15 protein-coding genes and 1 pseudogene are annotated in these 15535 nt (G+C 62.4%); 13 read left to right on the top strand and 3 right to left on the bottom strand.

Going from position 1 to position 15535, the window contains the following annotated elements:
• Positions 1 to 96: 96 nt before the first annotated feature.
• Entirely contained in the window at positions 97 to 1134 is a 1038-nt protein-coding gene (locus tag EBN1_RS09125) for an IS5-like element ISAzo11 family transposase (protein WP_011236702.1), read from the bottom strand.
• On the opposite strand from EBN1_RS09125, the gene EBN1_RS09120 reads away from it, so the two are divergent.
• The 10 genes and pseudogenes from EBN1_RS09120 (at position 1115) to EBN1_RS09075 (ending at position 10842) form a co-directional block, all read left to right on the top strand.
• Complete coding sequence (locus EBN1_RS09120) at positions 1115 to 2341, top strand: TonB-dependent receptor plug domain-containing protein (protein WP_049780239.1); 1227 nt, start codon at positions 1115 to 1117, stop codon at positions 2339 to 2341. The two genes, EBN1_RS09125 and EBN1_RS09120, sit on opposite strands and share 20 nt — an antisense overlap.
• Positions 2342 to 2349: 8 nt before the next feature.
• Positions 2350 to 2949, top strand: coding sequence for a DOMON-like domain-containing protein (locus EBN1_RS09115; protein WP_049780238.1), 600 nt, complete (start codon positions 2350 to 2352; stop codon positions 2947 to 2949).
• Positions 2946 to 4163: an exo-beta-N-acetylmuramidase NamZ family protein gene (locus tag EBN1_RS09110; RefSeq protein ID WP_011237658.1), complete on the top strand. Its 1218-nt coding sequence runs from the start codon at positions 2946 to 2948 to the stop codon at positions 4161 to 4163. Before EBN1_RS09115 ends, EBN1_RS09110 begins: the two co-directional genes overlap by 4 nt.
• A 364-nt stretch (positions 4164 to 4527) precedes the next feature.
• Positions 4528 to 5397 (top strand): hypothetical protein, encoded by an 870-nt coding sequence (locus EBN1_RS09105; protein ID WP_157866603.1) that lies wholly within the window; start codon positions 4528 to 4530, stop codon positions 5395 to 5397.
• 57 nt (positions 5398 to 5454) lie between these two features.
• A pseudogene (locus EBN1_RS09100) lies at positions 5455 to 5604 on the top strand (helix-turn-helix domain-containing protein); the annotation flags it as partial.
• A gap of 219 nt (positions 5605 to 5823) precedes the next feature.
• The gene (locus EBN1_RS09095) at positions 5824 to 6513 is read left to right on the top strand and encodes a hypothetical protein (protein WP_157866602.1); all 690 of its coding nucleotides are present in this window, start codon (positions 5824 to 5826) and stop codon (positions 6511 to 6513) included.
• A gap of 61 nt (positions 6514 to 6574) precedes the next feature.
• Positions 6575 to 7918 (top strand): IS4-like element ISAzo5 family transposase, encoded by a 1344-nt coding sequence (locus tag EBN1_RS09090; RefSeq protein ID WP_083782920.1) that lies wholly within the window; start codon positions 6575 to 6577, stop codon positions 7916 to 7918.
• Positions 7919 to 8151: 233 nt separating this feature from the next.
• Positions 8152 to 9189 carry an IS5-like element ISAzo11 family transposase gene (locus EBN1_RS09085; protein ID WP_011236702.1) on the top strand — a complete coding sequence of 346 codons (1038 nt, stop codon included), beginning with the start codon at positions 8152 to 8154 and terminating at the stop codon, positions 9187 to 9189.
• Positions 9190 to 9520: 331 nt separating this feature from the next.
• The gene (locus EBN1_RS09080) at positions 9521 to 9814 is read left to right on the top strand and encodes a hypothetical protein (RefSeq protein WP_479682068.1); all 294 of its coding nucleotides are present in this window, start codon (positions 9521 to 9523) and stop codon (positions 9812 to 9814) included.
• Between the two features lie 86 nt (positions 9815 to 9900).
• Positions 9901 to 10842: a ribose-phosphate diphosphokinase gene (locus EBN1_RS09075; protein ID WP_011237651.1), complete on the top strand. Its 942-nt coding sequence runs from the start codon at positions 9901 to 9903 to the stop codon at positions 10840 to 10842.
• A gap of 224 nt (positions 10843 to 11066) precedes the next feature.
• On the opposite strand, the gene EBN1_RS09070 is transcribed toward EBN1_RS09075, so the two are convergent.
• Together EBN1_RS09070 and EBN1_RS09065 are read right to left on the bottom strand one after the other, a co-directional pair.
• Entirely contained in the window at positions 11067 to 12446 is a 1380-nt protein-coding gene (locus EBN1_RS09070) for an IS110-like element ISAzo22 family transposase (protein ID WP_011236947.1), read from the bottom strand.
• 368 nt (positions 12447 to 12814) lie between these two features.
• Positions 12815 to 13201, bottom strand: a complete 387-nt coding sequence (locus tag EBN1_RS09065) for a hypothetical protein (RefSeq protein WP_157866601.1) — start codon at positions 13199 to 13201, stop codon at positions 12815 to 12817.
• Between the two features lie 14 nt (positions 13202 to 13215).
• On the opposite strand from EBN1_RS09065, the gene tnpA reads away from it, so the two are divergent.
• Genes tnpA through EBN1_RS09050 form a run of 3 tightly spaced genes read left to right on the top strand, consistent with a single transcriptional unit; the run spans position 13216 to position 15525 of the window.
• The gene (gene tnpA, locus EBN1_RS09060) at positions 13216 to 13521 is read left to right on the top strand and encodes an IS66 family insertion sequence element accessory protein TnpA (protein WP_041646090.1); all 306 of its coding nucleotides are present in this window, start codon (positions 13216 to 13218) and stop codon (positions 13519 to 13521) included.
• Positions 13521 to 13880 carry an IS66 family insertion sequence element accessory protein TnpB gene (tnpB, locus tag EBN1_RS09055; RefSeq protein ID WP_011237649.1) on the top strand — a complete coding sequence of 120 codons (360 nt, stop codon included), beginning with the start codon at positions 13521 to 13523 and terminating at the stop codon, positions 13878 to 13880. The genes tnpA and tnpB overlap by 1 nt, the downstream gene beginning before the upstream one ends.
• Positions 13881 to 13908: 28 nt before the next feature.
• Complete coding sequence (locus tag EBN1_RS09050) at positions 13909 to 15525, top strand: IS66-like element ISAzo21 family transposase (protein WP_011238929.1); 1617 nt, start codon at positions 13909 to 13911, stop codon at positions 15523 to 15525.
• Positions 15526 to 15535 lie beyond the last annotated feature (10 nt).

The raw sequence follows: 15535 nt of genomic DNA, 5'->3' as shown, positions 1-15535 counted from the left end.
CAATTTCTCTGATGAATCACCGCTTTTTCCCGGCGGTGTCGCCCCGTTTTCGCTTCGAATCGCCTGAGGCAGCGGCGATTCGACCCATTTCGGGCGTCAGAAGGCCTCGATTCCGGCCTTCCTGAAATAGACCAGCCGCTTCAAGTTGTAGCAGGCCGCCATCATCGTCATCGCAAAGTTCGCCCGCTCCTGACCGATGGTACGCAGCAGCTTGCCACCCATCTGCTCGATGGCCCCGAATACGTGCTCGACCCGCGCGCGCGTCTTGGCGATGCGTTTGTTGCGCCGTTGCTGGCACTCGGACAGCGGCTTGTTGCGCTTGCCCTTGCGCTGGATCCGATTCCGAAACCCGTTCTCCTTCAGCCAGGCTTCACGCTGCTCGGACGGGTAGCCCCGGTCGGCATAAACATCGCGGCTCGTGTTGCGCGTGTCGAAGACGTTGTCGAAGTGCTGGCTGTCGTGCGTGCTGGCCGTGTCGGTCTCGAGTCTGCGGATGATCTTGTATTTCTTGTCTGCGTTGATCGAGAGCTTGTAGCCGAAGTGGCTCTTGCCGTGCTTCTTCGTCCAGGTCGCATCGAGATCCTTCTGGCGCCGCTTCGCCGGGCGCCACGAGGCGGGCATTGCGCCTTGCTCGATCAGTTCCTTCTCGCCGCGCCTGTTGTGCTGCTTGGGCGCCGGCACCAAGGTGGCGTCGATGATCTGACCGCCGCGCGCGATGAAGCCCTTCTGGAGCAGCTGCGCCGAGACCCCGTCGAACAAGGCCTTCGCCCCCGCCTCACCGATCCGGTTCTCGAAGGTCCACACCGTGGTGCGGTCCGGGACGTTCGTCGCGTTCGCCAGGCCGCAGAAGCGCTTGTAGCTCATGCGGTCGAGCAACTGGTATTCCATCTGCTCGTCCGAGAGGTTGTACAGGCGCTTCACCACCAGGATGCGCACCATCGTCTCGGTCGGGTACGGCGGGCGCCCGCCTTGCGCACTCACCGGACGGGGCGCCACCCGATCAACCTCGGCCGCCAACGCCGCAAAGTCGATGTGCGACTCGATCTCGGCCAGCGGGTCGCCCAGCGCGTCGATCTTCTGTCGGTGGGCATCAAAGGCAAACAGGTCGGTCTTGATGGCGCTGCGCGGTTTCATCGATGTCGGCTGTGGCGAGATTCAGGAGGATGTAATTTTACCAAGAGCGGGAGAGGCGAGGTTTTTCGAGGCGCCCGAACGGGTGCGGGACGAATGGATCGCGAGCGCGCCGGGTTACCCGTTCGTGCCGCTCGACCGCAACCGGCACAGCGTGCGCAACCACCTCGAATTGCAACATCGCAGCAGGCCGGCACCGACCATGCAAGCGGTGTGGGGCATCGGGGCGCGGCGCGACGAGGTCGACGCGCCGTTCCTGTTCTCCACCGGCAACCCCGCTGCGCAGCGCCTGTACCGCCTGTTCGGCAACGCGGAATGGCGCCCGCTGGCGCGCCTGACGCTGAACCTTGGCGGCGCCCACGAGAAATATTCGACTGCGCCCGCGCATTTCAGCCCGCGCGCGTTCGCCAACTGGCAGGCGACCGACACCGACACGCTGCGCGGCGGCTATTCGCGCGCCTGGCGCCAGCACAATCTCTTCGAACGCGATGGCGACATCCGCGCCATCGACCCGGCCAGCGGAGAACTCCTGGCCCGCCCGTTCCTGCCGCATCGGGATCTGCGGCAGGCGCGCATCGATACCGTCGAATTCGGTTACTTCGGCCGCTTTGCGGCGTGGAACACGACCCTCGACGTGCGTCTCTTCAACGAGCGCATCCACGACTTCGTCGTGCGCGTGCCACAGCCCGACCTGCGGCCGGCGCCGGTCCTCGCCGGCTTTCTCGGCTCGACACGCTACGAGAACCTCAACCGGCCGGTCACGCTGCGCGGCATCGAATACCAGCTCGTCGCACGCCCGCGCAGCGGAACCGAACTGCGTCTCGCGCACAGCCTCATCGACCGCGACGCGGGGAACCGCGGCCTCGAAGCCCGTACGGCACCCTACACCGTCAGCCTGAGCTGGCTGCAGGATTACGGCGCGGGCTGGAAAAGCATGATCAGCGTACTGCGCATGGGCCCGCTCGCCGGCAGCGAAGGCTACGTGCCGCGCTTTCGCTACCTCGCGCGGTCCTATACCACAGTGGATGCGAACCTCAGCTACGAGACGCGATTCGGCGGAAAACCGCTGCGATTCGCGCTGAGCGCGCTCAATCTCGGGCGGCGCCACCAGGAGATCGCGAACGGCAGCGAACAGATGCTGCAGGGCAGGCACATGATCAATCCGGCGACGCGTCAGGTCTATCTCTCGGTCGCGCTGGCGCTCGACTGACTCCCGCGATGATCGGCGCCAGCGATTCCATTGCGCTGCTCCCTCATCCGCGGACGCCGTGCCCGGCGGTCGAAGCGCTCGAAGTGCGGGTCGACGTCGCCCCCGGCGGCACGCTCGGCCTGCGCTACCGGCTGCACGGTGACTTGGCGCGACTGCGCATTCCGTCGCCGCGTCCGGCCAGCCGTGCAGACGGACTGTGGGCGCACACGTGCTTCGAATTTTTCGTTGCTGCGCCCGGCACCGGCGCTTACCGTGAATTCAATTTTTCGCCGTCCGGCGAATGGGCAGCGTATGCGTTTCGCGCCTACCGCGAGCACGACGACGAAGCTGCGCCCGCACTGGCGGCAGTCGCGCCGCGCATCGTCACGCACGCCGCCGGCAGACGCCTCGATGTCGACGTCCGCCTTCACGCCGCCGCGCTGCCTGCGGGCAGCCTCGACGACCTGCAACTCGGGCTGACGGCGGTCATCGAAGACATCGACGGCAAGCGCTCGTACTGGGCCCTGCGCCACCCCGGCCCGGCCCCCGACTTTCACCTCCGCGACGGCTTCGCGCTCACGACCGGATACGTCGCAAAGATTCCGCGGCTTCGGCAAAGGACCTCATGACCTCCTCGATTCAGTTCGGCCTCGACCGCCTGCTCGACACCGCGGCGCTGCGCCGCCCGCTCGCCGGACGCCGTGTCGCGCTGCTCGCGCATCCCGCTTCCGTGACCCGCAGCCTCGTCCATTCGCTCGACGCGCTCGCCGCGTTGCCGGACCTGCAGCTGACCGCCGCCTTCGGGCCGCAGCACGGGCTGCGCGGCGACAAGCAGGACAACATGGTCGAGTCGCCTGATTTCATCGACCCGCTGCATCACATCCCGGTGTTCAGCCTGTACGGCGAGGTACGCCGACCGACCGACGCGATGATGGACAGCTTCGACGTGCTGCTCGTCGACCTGCAGGACCTCGGCTGCCGCATCTACACGTTCATCACGACGCTGCGCTACGTGCTCGAAGCCGCGGCCGAGCACGGCAAGACGGTGTGGGTGCTCGATCGCCCGAATCCTGCCGGCCGGCCGGTCGAAGGCCTGCTGCTGCGAGCGGGCTGGGAAAGCTTCGTCGGTGCCGGGCCGCTGCCGATGCGCCACGGCCTGACGATGGGCGAGCTCGCGCGCTGGTTCATCGCGACGCTGCGACTCGACGTCGATTGCCAAGTGATCCCGATGCAAGGCTGGGAGCCGGACGCAGCGCCCGGCTACGGCTGGCCGGCGGGCGAGCGCAGCTGGATCAACCCGAGCCCGAACGCGCCGAACCTGTCGATGGCGCGCGCGTACGCCGGCACGGTGATGCTCGAAGGCACGACGCTGTCGGAAGGCCGCGGCACGACGCGCCCGCTCGAACTCTTCGGCGCGCCGGACATCGACGCCCGCGCGCTGCTCGCCGCGATGCGCGCGCTCGCGCCCGACTGGCTCGCCGGCTGCGTGCTGCGTGAATGCTGGTTCGAGCCGACCTTCCACAAGCACGCCGGCCTGCTGTGCAACGGCCTGCAGATCCACGTCGAGGACGCCGCACATTACGACCACGGCGCGTTCCGCCCGTGGCGCGTGCAGGCGCTCGCATTCAAGGCGCTGCGTCTGCTGCAGCCGGATTACCCGCTGTGGCGCGACTTCGCATACGAATACGAGCACGATCGCCTCGCGATCGACCTCATTAACGGGAGTGCGCTGCTGCGGGAGTGGGTGGATGACCCGGCTGCGGCGCCGGGCGACCTCAATGCGCTGGCGGCGGCCGACGAGGCGGTGTGGGGTGCGGAGCGCGCCTCATACCTGCTCTACTGAATCACCGACCGCGCACCTGCCCGCAACTACCGGCCCGCGGCGGCCGGCCCAACTGCCTGTGACACGATTGACCTCGCCCCACAGCGCTCCCAGGTGACTCGCGCCAACACACGCGGCTCGTACGCGCCAGCGTGACGGATTGCTCATTGGCCATGAACGAGTTGCGCGACATAAGGGAAATATTGACCTGCTCGTTTGACACCGCACAGGAACGTCGGCTAGCGTCGTCTTCGATGACATTTCCATGCCTTAAAGCACAGGATCGCATGACGTTCGGCCAGTGCAATAGACCGATTCCGTCTATCGACCCGCCAGCCCATTCTGCCTACTCAAATGTTGCCATGATCGCCTGCACTCATCCCACATGCCTTCAGCTGCGGATCAGCGCTATTCGTTAGCCGTAATGAATTCGCCACAACATCCAACTGTCAATTTTGCAGCCGAACTCAGATCTGGCCGCCACTATGGCGTCTTCATTGACGACACGGGATCGCCAGGCTTGAAGACTCCCGGACTGAATGAGCAGCGCAAGTCTTGGGTTGCGGTAATCGTTCCACCTCACCTAACGTCCGAGGTAATGGATCAACTGCCGAATGCATTGTCCTTTCTTGAACAGCTTGGGCTCAACGAACCCGAGTTTCACTTCACGGAGATATGGGCAGGAAAAGGAGAGTTCCAAAAGCTAAACTTACAGCAGCGCCTGGGTATATTTCGGTTCATGTCCTATATATTTGCGACGTACCGATTTCAAGTGCTTGTGCAGACCTTCGACCCCGACAACGCTTCTGACATACTGGGTCGTGCCGTTTGGCCAGAGACTTTCGGCCCATTGAAATTTTCCAATCACGAAGACCTTGCATTGATCTTTGCACTGCTGCGGGTTCGCATGCATCTCAAAGCGATTGACGGTGAGTCCGCGACGGCCTGTGTCGTGGTGGACGAAGGGCGACTTGCCAGTGGAAAATCAATCGTAATTCCAGGTCTGGCGCCGACCTTCTGCGCCGGGGTAATTCTGTTCGCCAGTTCGCACTTGGTTCACCCAATTCAGCTAGCCGATTTTGCGGCATTCGTAATGAATCGCTGGCAGCTACTTCGCGTAAAAGAGAGTCTCAGCGACCTCGACAAGACGCTTCTCGAGATTATTTCGCCCGTTGCAAAATGCTTTATCAACATCGAAGCTGTGCCTATTCGGGGTTTTCCGAACATTACAAACATTCGCCATGGAATGAGCTAAATGATGGCTATTACCAACCTTCTCGTAAGTATTGTCACGGCATGAGATAATCCGTGCATGAAATGCAAACGGAACTCGGACGGCCGGGCAATCGACCACCACTCGCTTCAGGTGATGCGCCAATAGGCCATCAAGGCGGTCCGCGAGGGGCAGACGGTGCAAAGCGTGGCCGCCGCCTTTGGCGTAAACGTGCGCAGCGTCTTCCGGTAGCTGGCGGACTTCGCCAGCGGCGGGCAGAATGCGCTGCTCGCGAAGCCGATTCCGGGGCCCCGAGTTTGACCCCGTCCTCTGCCAGCGGTGGATGAACGCTATTCTTTAAATGGCGATCCGTAACATTTCAGAACCTCCTAGTTTTCTTTCCAATGCATTGCGAGGGCTATTTTGTTTTCGATATTTAAGAGAAAAAAAATTGACACATCTACCCCCTTGAAATTCAAGGAGAGTATTCTGCAAAATTCCGCGACTACGGAGGATTTGTGCCAGCCTGATATTTTTCAGTTATGGTCAAAAAAAGAAAATGCGCGCGAATATATGGCGGCTCTAGAAAATCTTGCCATTTGTGGGAATGTGCCTAGTCAAGAGTTCGTTTCCCAGTGGTTCATAATGGCAGCCGGCAAAACAGATAGTCATGATGGTAAAAAGTTATCATTATATAAAGCATTGAAATTTGGAGTCTTAGCCGCTGAATCCGGCGTTATTCGTGAGGCTCTAAATGTACCTATCACCGCCATGAAGCTTGTGTATATTTTGACAAATAGAAACGGGCAAAAGATTGACAAAGAGGCTGAATCGATTGTTCATCTCGCTTACAAGTGGCACAACTTAAACTCAAAGAATGAAAGAATTGGTGTCAAGGAAAGAAAACGTGCCTCCCAGGATGCTTTAGAGATGAAGGAGGCTTGGTCTGGTTTATTTGAGGAAGAACTGGAAGATTCATTTGCTTCAGATGATATAGACCCCAAGGAGCTTGAGAATAAATTTATGTTGATTTCATTGGAGATTTTAACAACCCTAGGAACCGATGCCACTAATGTTTATGGTGCAAGCGCAATGGCTAAGGACATCTCGTTATACACAACTCCGTACCGCCGGCACGCCGATCTGAATAATCGTTGACCTTCAATGACTTACACGAAGTGCTTGTAAACCCATATAAAAACGCGTCTACTTTTGCAATTTGGGTGACCTGTTGGCGACGAAGAGCTGGGTGGTGGAGGAGTTTGCGGGGATGGCGCTGGGCGACGAGAGACTGAACAAGCGGGCGAAGGTGCTGATGGAGCGGTTGTCGGCGAAGCCGACGGCGGGCATTCCGATGGCGTGCCGGGGCTGGGGCGAGACGGTTGCCGCGTACCGCTTCCTGGGCAACGACGAGGTCGACTGGCAGGCGATCCTGGCGCCGCATTGGGAGCGCACCCGCAGCCGCATGCGTGCCCATCCGGTGGTGTTGTGCCTGCAGGACACGACCGAGCTGGACTTCAACGGGCAGGGCATCGCGGGTCTGGGGCGGCTGAACTACGAGGCGCGCCGCGGCATGTACCTGCACCCGACCTATGCGGTGACGCCCGAGCGCGAACCGCTGGGCGTGCTCGATGCGTGGATGTGGGCGCGCGAGGATGTCGATGAACCAGGCGAGCGCACCAGCATCAAGGAGAGCGCGCGCTGGCCCGAAGGCTACGAGCGGGTCGCGGAGTTGGCCACGGGGATGGCGACCACCCGCCTGGTGTATGTAGCCGACCGCGAAGCGGATCTGATGGAAATGATGCTGCGCGCCCAGACGCTGGGCACGCCGGCCGACTGGCTGGTGCGGGCCAAGCACAACCGTTGCTTGCCAGAGGGCGCGAAGCTGTGGTCGCACACCTGCGCAGGCGAGCCGCTGGGCGAGATCGTGTTCACGATGGGCTCGCGCCACGGCCAGAAGGCGCGCGAGGTGCGCCAGCAACTGTGGGCCCGACGGGTCAGCCTGCCTGCGGGCAAGGCGGGCACGGTATCGGCCACCTGCATCGTGGCGCGCGAGATCGGCGCGCCGGCCGGCACCAAGCCCGTGGAGTGGCGCCTGCTCACCAACCGGGAAGCTGCGACGGCTGCCGACGTGGTCGAGCTGATCGACTGGTATCGGGCGCGCTGGGAGATCGAGACTTTCTTTCACGTGCTCAAGAACGGCTGTCGGATCGAAGCGCTGCAACTGTCCGCCATCGAGCGCCTGGAGCGCGCGCTGGCGTTGTTCATGGTCGTCGCCTGGCGCATCGCGCATCTGATGCGCACCGGCCGAACCTGCCCCGAGCTGGATGCCACGCTCTTCTTCGACCCCGACGAGATCCGCGGCGCGTATCTGCTCACGAAGAAGAAACCGCCCGCCACCCCGCCCACCATCAACGAAGTGCTGCGCCTGATCGCCACCCTCGGCGGCTTCCTGGCGCGCAAGGGCGACGGCGAGCCGGGTGTGAAGACCATCTGGCTGGGCTTGCAGCGCGTCATGGATGCCGCCGCCACCATACAGGCGCTACGCGATGAGGCGGCCTGAGTTGTGTATAACGACATGGGCTAAGGAGGCTTTGCAAAATCTCTCAAAAAGAGAAGTAGTGAAATGCAATGTTGATGTAGCCTCCCTGTTTACTATGATGGTTGTTGCAAATTCAGCCTTTGATGATGGGGAAGAAGATATGGCTAGATACATTACAGGGCGCCTCGAAAAACCTCGCCTCTCCCGCTCTTGGTAAAATTACATCCTCCTGAATCTCGCCACAGCCGACATCGATGAAACCGCGCAGCGCCATCAAGACCGACCTGTTTGCCTTTGATGCCCACCGACAGAAGATCGACGCGCTGGGCGACCCGCTGGCCGAGATCGAGTCGCACATCGACTTTGCGGCGTTGGCGGCCGAGGTTGATCGGGTGGCGCCCCGTCCGGTGAGTGCGCAAGGCGGGCGCCCGCCGTACCCGACCGAGACGATGGTGCGCATCCTGGTGGTGAAGCGCCTGTACAACCTCTCGGACGAGCAGATGGAATACCAGTTGCTCGACCGCATGAGCTACAAGCGCTTCTGCGGCCTGGCGAACGCGACGAACGTCCCGGACCGCACCACGGTGTGGACCTTCGAGAACCGGATCGGTGAGGCGGGGGCGAAGGCCTTGTTCGACGGGGTCTCGGCGCAGCTGCTCCAGAAGGGCTTCATCGCGCGCGGCGGTCAGATCATCGACGCCACCTTGGTGCCGGCGCCCAAGCAGCACAACAGGCGCGGCGAGAAGGAACTGATCGAGCAAGGCGCAATGCCCGCCTCGTGGCGCCCGGCGAAGCGGCGCCAGAAGGATCTCGATGCGACCTGGACGAAGAAGCACGGCAAGAGCCACTTCGGCTACAAGCTCTCGATCAACGCAGACAAGAAATACAAGATCATCCGCAGACTCGAGACCGACACGGCCAGCACGCACGACAGCCAGCACTTCGACAACGTCTTCGACACGCGCAACACGAGCCGCGATGTTTATGCCGACCGGGGCTACCCGTCCGAGCAGCGTGAAGCCTGGCTGAAGGAGAACGGGTTTCGGAATCGGATCCAGCGCAAGGGCAAGCGCAACAAGCCGCTGTCCGAGTGCCAGCAACGGCGCAACAAACGCATCGCCAAGACGCGCGCGCGGGTCGAGCACGTATTCGGGGCCATCGAGCAGATGGGTGGCAAGCTGCTGCGTACCATCGGTCAGGAGCGGGCGAACTTTGCGATGACGATGATGGCGGCCTGCTACAACTTGAAGCGGCTGGTCTATTTCAGGAAGGCCGGAATCGAGGCCTTCTGACGCCCGAAATGGGTCGAATCGCCGCTGCCTCAGGCGATTCGAAGCGAAAACGGGGCGACACCGCCGGGAAAAAGCGGTGATTCATCAGAGAAATTGGACCGGATTCGCTCGCGGTCATAGATGCGCGGCAGGATTCATTGAAGACCTCGGGTTATTCGAGGTGCCCTACAGAAAAATGCAAGCCGATTGGTAGTAAGATGTTCAAAAGACCAAATAGCGAATATAGCGACTTGGAATTTTCAATGACAAATCGCGCCGTGGAGTTTATGAAGAAAATTGATGGCGTTCTTTAGATTTACTATGGCTTTGGTTCTAAGTCGTCGCCACCCCAGTGCCACCGCACTCGATCGTCGTAACTGATGCATGGGAAGCTGTGGGAAGCTGGGGTCAGGTCTTGCAATTCGGTAAGGCGTTGCGAAGGCTACAGCCCGACTACCCGCTGTGGCGCGACTTCGCGTACGAGTACGAGCACGACCGCCTCGCGATCGACCTGATCAACGGCAGCGAACTGCTGCGCGACTGGGTCGACGATCCGGGCGCGACCCCGGCGGACCTCGAAGCGCTAGCGCAGCCGGACGAAGCCGCGTGGCGACAGGAGCGCGAAGCGTTTGTGCTGTACCGCTGACGGCCGCTCGCAGGTTTGTTGCACAATTTTTGCGACGGCAGCCGAAAAGCCTACAATCCGCGCGTCAGCCTCCAGCGAGAAACGCGATGAACGACGCCCTCCGCATCTTTTCCTGCAACGCGAACCGCACGCTGGCCGACGAGATCTGCAAGCGGCTCGGGCTCCAGCAAAGTCCGCTCGAGATTTCCCGCTTTTCGAACGACAACCTGCGCGTGCAGGTGCAGGACAACGTGCGCGAGCGCGACGTCTTCGTCGTGCAGCCATTCACCGAACCGGTCAGCGAGCACATCATGGAATTGCTGATCACGATCGACGCGCTGCGCAGTGCCTCCGCCGGTCGCGTCACCGCGGTGATCCCGTACTACTCATACGCGCGCTCGGACAAGAAGGATGCGCCGCGCATCTCGATCACCGGGCGCCTGATCGCCGACATGCTCGCGACCGCTGGCGCGAACCGCGTGCTGACCATGGATCTCCACGCCGACCAGGTGCACGGTTTCTTCAGCGTGCCCGTCGACCACCTTACTGCGGTCCCGACGATCGCCGAGCACTTCCGGCAGAACCACGACCTGTCGCGGATGGTCGCAGTCGCGACCGACGCGGGCGGGGCGAAGCGCGTCGGGCGGTTCTCGGAGCGGCTCGGCATCCCGATGGCGATCATCGACAAGCGCCGCGTCAGTGACACCGACGTCAAGCAGGGGCGAGTCGTCGGCGAAGTCGCCGGGCGCGACGCGGTGATCTTCGAGGACGAGATCTCGACGGGCGGCACGCTCCTCGCGACGATCGACACGCTGCGCGCGGCCGGAGCGCGCTCGATCCATGCCGGCGCAGCCCATGGGGTGCTGTGCGGGCCGGCGATCCACCGGCTGCGCGACGCCTCGATCGAATCGATCGTCGTCACCGACACCGTCCACATGCCGCCGCACAAGCGGCTCGACAAGATCACGCAGCTCACCGTCGCGCCGCTGTTCGCCGCGGCGATCGAGCGCATCCACAGCGGCGAGAGCGTCGGCGCGCTGTTCGAGTAGGGGAAACGACATCGCCACGATCAACGACGAGCGCATGCGCGGCGCTCGGTCTGATGGCGTGTATCGAGCTCCCCGGCCACACAACTTGGTGACCCGGCAACCAGATACCGTTCGGGCTGAGCTTGTCGAAGCCCTGGCAGTGCCCTTCGACAAGCTCTCAAGAAACAGTAATTTTCGCATCTTGATTCAATGGGTTAAAAATGTGCAGCGAGGAACGATCGGCATTATGGTTGAGCGGGAACAGCCTGCGGCGAGAGGGTCAGGCCGAGCTCCTGGGCGCGCTTCTGCAGTGCTTTGATGGCGCGTTCGCGGTAGCGCGCTTCGTGCCTGGCCTGATCCTCCTTGACGTAGCTGGCCTGCCCGCTGAGCATCGCATGGACAATACGCGCGAGCTTATGCGCCACGGCGGTAATGGCCTTGGGCGAGCCCATGCGCAGGGCAAGCTTTCGGTAATAGGCCCCCATGGCGCAGCGCGAGCGCGACAAGCCCAGCGCGGCGAGTTTCAACGCCCGCGCGACACGGTTGGGGATTCGTTTGCTGGCGCCGGAGAGCTTCTTGTTGCCAGAAATCCGCGTGCCGGGGCACAGTCCCAGCCACGAGCAGAAATGCTTTGCCGTGGCGAAGCGGGTGAGCGAGCTCCCCAACTCCGAGAGGATCTTCAGGGCGGTGCCCACGTCGATGCCGGGCACTTCGGTCAAATCCACGCCGCACCAGTTCATCAGTGCCCGCCGTCCGTCGAAGGCCAGCGTGTTCTTGCGACGTCCCTTGTTCGCGTTCGCCTCCGGCCTCTTGTCGAAGACGCGCATCGCCTCAAGCCGCCCCTCGATCTCGGCGTCCAGCCGCGCAATCTGCTCGCTGGCAAAGTCATAGGCCTTGAGCTCGTGGGCAAGACTGAACAGATGCTCGCGGCTCCAACGCCCTTCGAGCGCCTTGGCAATCTGCTCGGTGCTGGCATGTACCCGGTAGTTCCTCAACTGCGCGAGGGCCATGCGGTCGCGCTCGCCGGCAACGATGGCGCGGATGATGTTCATGCCCGTCTCGCCGGTGATGTCGGTAATCACGTTGGTGAGTTGCACATTCATCTGGGTGAGCGCCTTTTGCATGCGCTGGGTATGCCGGGCGCGCTCATCGATGGTGATGTCGCGCAGCCGCGACATCTCGCGCAGCGCGCAAACCTGCTCATCCGGCCGATGCGCCTGACTCAGCAGTCCGAAGCTGTGCAGTTGTTGCAACCACTGGCAATCAAGCACGTCGGATTTGCGCGCCTTGACGTGGCGTACGCTTTTGGCATCGACCAGCCACACCTCAAAGCCACGCGCTTGCAGAAGCTCGTACAGCGCTATCCAATACACCCCCGTCGATTCGAGCGCGACGGTATCGATGCGGCACGCGCAAAGCCAATTGGCAACCGCGACCAGGTCTTCGGTGTGCGGTCCGAATTCGCGCACCGCGGGCTCGCCTTTGCCTACCCGATCAGGCGGCACCGCCACATAGTGGCTTGCCCCGCCGATGTCGATGCCGGCAGCGTTGGGATGCTTGATGCTCAACGGCTCGACCGGTGTGCCGTCAACTCCGCGTCGGGTCGGACCAACTCGTTGCGCCATGTTCTCTCCTTGAGTCAAGGTCGCTCGCGGACGTGGGCATGTCGATACGCTCAATCTCTCAATCGGGATGTCGGACAGACCCGCCGGTGGCCAGCACCAACGCGCCAGGGGACTCACCATACTCGCCGACGATGCCTCAACCATACTCAGAGGACGGGCTCCAGGGCACCAGTGCTCAGTCGGTCTTTGTCCACAAGCAACTCCCCGAACACTACCACCGCCCTGTTTCTTGCCAACGCCTTTCGACCATCGGGCGAATATCCCACTCAGGGCGAACGGTTGTATTTGATCACCGGGTTAATAAGGCAGTTACCCACGATTGTTGCCTTACCGGTGACGCCCCTCCCGCCCGGCACCGACGGCAGCCCTCAAGGCACGACCTTGATCGGCGTCCAGCCGGCGTGACCGAATTGGCGACCGTATTTATCGAGGGCAGCGATGATGTAACTGACGCCATGGGTGCGCTGGTTCTCGGCCGTCCTCGCGGTGACCCGGTCGATGCCGCTCGATAATTCCTCCAGAAGGTCGTGCAATACGGCATCTGCCGAAGGCTCGAGTTTGCAGTTTTTCACAATGTATGCGACCTGCGTTTCGATCGTCTGGCCCAGGGCATTGTAGTGTTCGTCGCCGAATTGGTTTGCCCGAATCTGCGGGAGACTCTGTTCCACGACTGCCCGGATATTCGTAAGCGGTAACTGACCGGCGTTATTCCTGGGCCCGTGATCGACGTGGACAATTGCCTCCAGGCTCAGCAATGGAGGGATCGTTCATGGCAGGAGTGCTCAAGCGCAATTGGCGCCGGCGCAGCCGAGAGGAGTGGCAGGAGGTTTTCGCCCGACACGGTTCGAGTGGGCTGAGCGTCACGGCATTCTGCGCGCGCGAGTCGATCAGCGTCTCGAGCTTTCAGCGCTGGCGAGCGACGGTCGGTCCGGTGTGCGGTAAGGCAGTCGCTGGCGGGGCGACTCGGAAAGAGGCCTTCGTTGATCTGGGAGTGCTGGGGTCGGGCGGTACTTCGCGCTGGGAGTTGAAGCTTGATCTGGGTGACGGCGTCGTGCTGCATCTGGTGCGCGGCTGATGTTCTTTCCCGAAGGCGCGGTGCGGGTGCATCTGTACGGGCGCCCGGTCGATATGCGCAAATCCTTCGACGGTTTGTATGCGCTCGCCCGCCACGGCGTGGGACAGGATCCGTTGTCGGGGCATCTGTTCGTGTTCATCAGCCGCCGCGCGACCCAGATGAAGGTCCTGTACTGGGATCGCAGCGGCTTTTGCATCTGGGCCAAGCGGCTCGAGTCGGGCCGTTTCGTGTCGGATTGGTCGCGGGTGGCCACCCGCGAGATGGACTGGACGGGGCTGAAACTGCTGCTCGAGGGCATCGAGCCGGCACGCTTCAAAAAGCGCTTTGCGCTTCCAGAAAGTAACCGCAAACCCGTATGAATGCTGGCGTTTTTGGTAAAATGACGCCATGCCTCAGACGCCTTTGACGCAGCTGCCGACCCGTGAAGAAGCCGCCCAGTGGACGGCCGATCAGGTCGTCGAACTGGCGGGCGCGCACTTGGCGCAGCAGCGCCAGTTCGAGGTCATCAAAGGCGAATTCGAGGCGATGCGCCACCAGCTCGACTGGTTCCGTCGGCAGCTCTTCGGCCAGAAGAGCGAGAAGCGCATCGTGGACGCCAACCCACATCAGATGAGTCTGGGCGAGTTGCCGGTGCCCGGATCCTCGCCGCCGCCCCCCGCCCAGGACATTGCCGCCCATACCCGACGGGCCCGGACCAGCGACTGCGCCAAGGGCGACGAGTCGGCGCTGTTCTTCGACGAGGCCCGGGTGCCGGTCGAGACGATCGAGGTGCCCAACCCCGAGGCCGAGGGGCTCGCTCCCGGTCAGTTCGAGGTGATCGGTGAGAAGACGAGTTTCCGGCTCGCGCAGCGCCCGGGCAGCTACGTCATCCTCAAATACGTGCGCCCGGTGATCAAGCTTCGCAACACGCAGCTCATCTCCTGCCCCGCGGCGCCCAGGGGTGTCATCGAGGGTAGCCGCGCTGATGTGAGCTTTGTCGTCGGGCTCATCACGGACAAGTTCTGCTATCACCAGCCGCTCTACCGCCAGCACCAGCGACTGGGGGACAATGGCATCAGGGTGTCGCGCCCGTGGCTCACGCAGCTCACCCATAGCGCGCTCGCGCTGCTCGAACCCGTCTTCACCGCACAGCTCGGCTCGATTCGGCTGTCGCGGGTCAAGGCGATGGACGAGACCCCGATCAAGGCCGGCCGTGCTGGCCCCGGCAAGATGAAAGGCGGCTATTTCTGGCCGGTCTATGGCGAACGTGACGAGATCTGTTTCGTCTATCACGAGAGCCGCAAGGCGCAGCACATCGAGCAGATCCTGGGCACTGACCCGCCCCCCGAGGGGGCGGTGCTCCTCACCGATGGCTATGGAGTCTACGAACGCTATGCCGAGAAGTGCGGACTCACGCACGCTCAATGCTGGGCGCATTCGAGGAGGAAGTTCTTCGACGCCCAGTCGGTCGAGCCCGAGCGTGCGGGCCGGGCGCTGGAGATGATCGGCAAGCTCTATGCAGTCGAGAAACGCATCCGCGAGGCCACGCTCGTCGGCGAGGCGAGCCGGGCGTACCGGATCGAGCATGCACAGCCCGTGGTCCACGAGTTCTTCGCCTGGGTCGATGCCCAGTTCGACACCCACGGCTTGCTGCCCAGTTCGCCGCTCACCACCGCCATGGCTTATGTGCGGGAGCGCCGTGCCGCCCTCGAGGTGTACCTGCGCGACCCCGAAGTGTCGATCGACACAAACCATCTCGAGCGGGCGTTGCGCGTGGTGCCCATGGGACGTCGCAACTGGCTCTTTTGCTGGACCGAGGTCGGCGCCAAATACGTCGGCATCGCGCAGAGCCTGATCGCCACCTGCCGGCTGCACGACATCGATCCGTACGAATATTTGGTCGATGTGCTGCAGCGTGTCGGCCAACACCCCGCTGCCGACGTCGCGCAACTCACCCCCCGTCTGTGGAAGCAGCACTTCGCTGCCAACCCGCTGCGATCCGATCTCTTCGGGATCTCGAAGTAGTCAAGAACGC

This window comes from Aromatoleum aromaticum EbN1, from assembly GCF_000025965.1.
Taxonomy (GTDB): Bacteria; Pseudomonadota; Gammaproteobacteria; order Burkholderiales; family Rhodocyclaceae; genus Aromatoleum; species Aromatoleum aromaticum.
The sequence above is the reverse complement of the archived record's forward strand: the minus strand, read 5'-3'. Positions and strand labels throughout refer to the sequence as shown.